The 2654-nt window shown below is 70.5% G+C and carries 1 pseudogene; it reads right to left on the reverse strand.

Annotated features, from left to right (window positions below):
* Window positions 1-911 precede the first annotated feature (911 nt).
* Window positions 912-2614 (reverse strand): annotated as a pseudogene (locus tag DY218_RS35810) (DUF6531 domain-containing protein); the annotation flags it as partial.
* Between the last annotated feature and the right edge of the window lie 40 nt (window positions 2615-2654).

Below are 2654 nucleotides of genomic sequence, written 5' to 3' on the forward strand. Positions count from 1 at the left end.
GGTGCGGGGGCCTGGGGAGGGGATGTGGCCGGTGGCGTGGGTGATGTTGCCGGCGGGGTCGTAGGTGTAGGTCTCGGTGGGTGGGGTGGGTTCGGTGGCTGGTTGTGAGGGATGGGCGAGTTCCTGGGGTCGAGGGCCTGGAGTCCGCGGTGTTGTGGTCCTGGGGTCGGGGTGGCCGGGGCTGGCGGGTCCTGTCCAGGGTGTGGTGTGGACTTCGGTGACGCGGCCGGTCGGGTCGTGGGTGAAGTGGTGGTTGTTGTGGGAGGTGAGTGCGCCGTCGGGGCGCCAGGTGTAGGTGTGTTGGGCGGTGGTGTGGCCGGTTGGGGTGATGGCTTGGTGGTGGGTGGGGCGGCCGGTCGGGTCGTAGGTGGTGGTGAGGGTGAGGCCGGATGGGTAGCGGCGGGTGGTTTCGCGGCCGGCGGGGTCGTAGGAGAACGTCAACTGGCGGTTGGCGGTGGTGAGGTGGGTGAGGAGGTCGCCGGGTGAGTAGGTGTAGGTGGTGGTGTTGGTGGTGGGGGTGGTGCGGGTGGTGAGGCGGTCGGCCTGGTCGTAAGTCAGTGTGAGGGTGCGGTTGTTGATGGTTTCGGTGAGGAGGTTGCCGGCCTGGTCGTAGGTGCGGGTGAGGGTGGTGTCGGGGTTGGTGGCGGTGGTGAGGCGGCCGGCGGGGTCGTAGGCGTAGGTGGTGGGGCCGTCGGGGGTTTCGCGGTGGGTGAGGCGGTCGAGCCGGTCGTAGGTGTGGCGGGTGATCGCGCCGTCCGGGCCCTGGATCGAGACCGTGCGGCCGGCTGCGTCGCGGGTGTAATGGGTGGTGCGGTCGTCGAAGTCGGTTTCGGAGGTCAGGTGGCCGGCTGGGTCGTATGTGTAGTGCCAGGTGTGGCCGTGGGGGTTGGTGACGGTGGTGAGGCGTAGGNGTCAGGTGGCCGGCTGGGTCGTATGTGTAGTGCCAGGTGTGGCCGTGGGGGTTGGTGACGGTGGTGAGGCGTAGGAGGGTGTCGTGGGTGAAGTGGTAGTGGGCGCCGTCGGGGTCGGTGCGGGTGGTGAGTTGGTCGAATTCGCCGTAGGTGAAGCGGGTGGTGGCGCCGGTGGGGCTGGTGTGGCTGGTGGTGTTGCCTTCGCCGTCGTTGGTCCAGGAGTCGGTGGCGCCGTCCGGGCCGGTGCGGGTGAGCACGTGGCCTTCGGGCGTCCAGGTGTAGTGGGTGGTGGCGCCGGTCGGGTCGGTGACCTGGGTGGGGTGGCCGAAGGGGTCGCGGTGGAGGTGGGTGGTGTGGCCGTCCGGGTCGGTGATGGAGAGGGGCAGGCCGGCGGGGTTGTGGGTGATGTGGGTGGTGGCGCCCAGGGGGTCGGTGATGGTGGTGAGGGCGCCGTCGGGGGTGTAGGTGTAGTGGGTGGTGGCGCCGGTGGGGTTGGTGGTGGAGGTGAGGTTGCCGGCTTCGTCGTAGGTGTGGCGGGTGACGGTGCCGTCGGGGGCGGTGATCGTGGTGGGGTTGCCGGCGGTGTCGTGGGTGAGGGTGGTTCGGGTGCCGTCGGGGTGGAGTTCTTCGGTGAGGTGGCCGTCGGGGGTGTAGCGGTGGCCGGTGGTGCGGTTGAGGGGGTCGGTGACGGCGAGGGTGCGGCCCGCTTGGTCGTAGGTGTAGTGGGTGGTGTGGCCGGTCGGGTCGATGACTGCGGTGACCAACTGGCGGTCGTCGTAGATGTATTGGGAGGCTTCGCCGGTCGAGGAGGTGACGGTGGTGACCGCTCGGCCGGGGTGGTCGGGGTGGGTGCCGTCGTAGGTGAGGGTGAAGGCCAGGGATCCGGAGCTGCCGGACTCGGCGATCACGCGGTCCTGGTCGTCGTACTGGTAGTGGTACGCGTTACCGTTGGAGTCCGTCCAGGCAGTGATGCGGCCCGGCTCGTCGTAGGTGAAGCGGGTGGTGCTTCCGGGGGTCGCCTTCGTCTGCTCCGTCAGATTGCCGCGCTCGTCGTAGGCGTACGACGTGAGGCGGAGCCAGCCGTCGTCCCCGCCGTCTCCGTCTCCGTCGCTGGTGGCGAGGTCGAGGCCGGCGACCCGCTGTTGCGAGTGGTCGAGGATGATGCGGAGCCGGTAGCCGCCGGAGTGGATGATCTCCGCGGGGGCGTCGTGCTGGTCGTAGGTGACCGAGATCCGGTTGCCGTGCCGGTCGGCGAGGCCGGCGAACAGGCCGTCCGGGGTGAAGTGCCGCGTCACAGCGTCGGGTTCGGTGACTGTCCACGCCCCGTCGGCGGCGCAGGTGAGTGCCCGGCGGGGTGCGGTCGGTTCGGTCGGCCACACCGGCGACCCACCAGGCGTCGGGGCCGGGTAGGCGACCAGCAGTCCGTCGGGGGTGAAGTGGACGATGCCGTGGTCGTCGGCCTCGAGGCGTTCGTCGAGAGTAGAGGCCCAGCAGGGGCCGAACCAACGCCCGCCCCGATAGCCGGAATCCGCACGCCGCGCCACCAACAGCGGCAGTGTGCCCGGAAGTTCGACGTCGGTCAGCTCCAGGAACATGCGGCCGGTGGCCAGATCCACCGGGTCGGTCAGCCAGCGCTTGATGCGCTCGTAGGTACGGGCGAACGCGCCGCGCCCGCGGGCCAGCGCGGACCGCGCCCACGGCATCGCGTCCCGGCGCAGCGCCTGGACGCCCGCGCGGGCGAGC

Origin of the sequence: Streptomyces triticagri (assembly GCF_003429565.1) — a bacterium.
Taxonomy (GTDB): domain Bacteria; phylum Actinomycetota; class Actinomycetes; order Streptomycetales; family Streptomycetaceae; genus Streptomyces; species Streptomyces triticagri.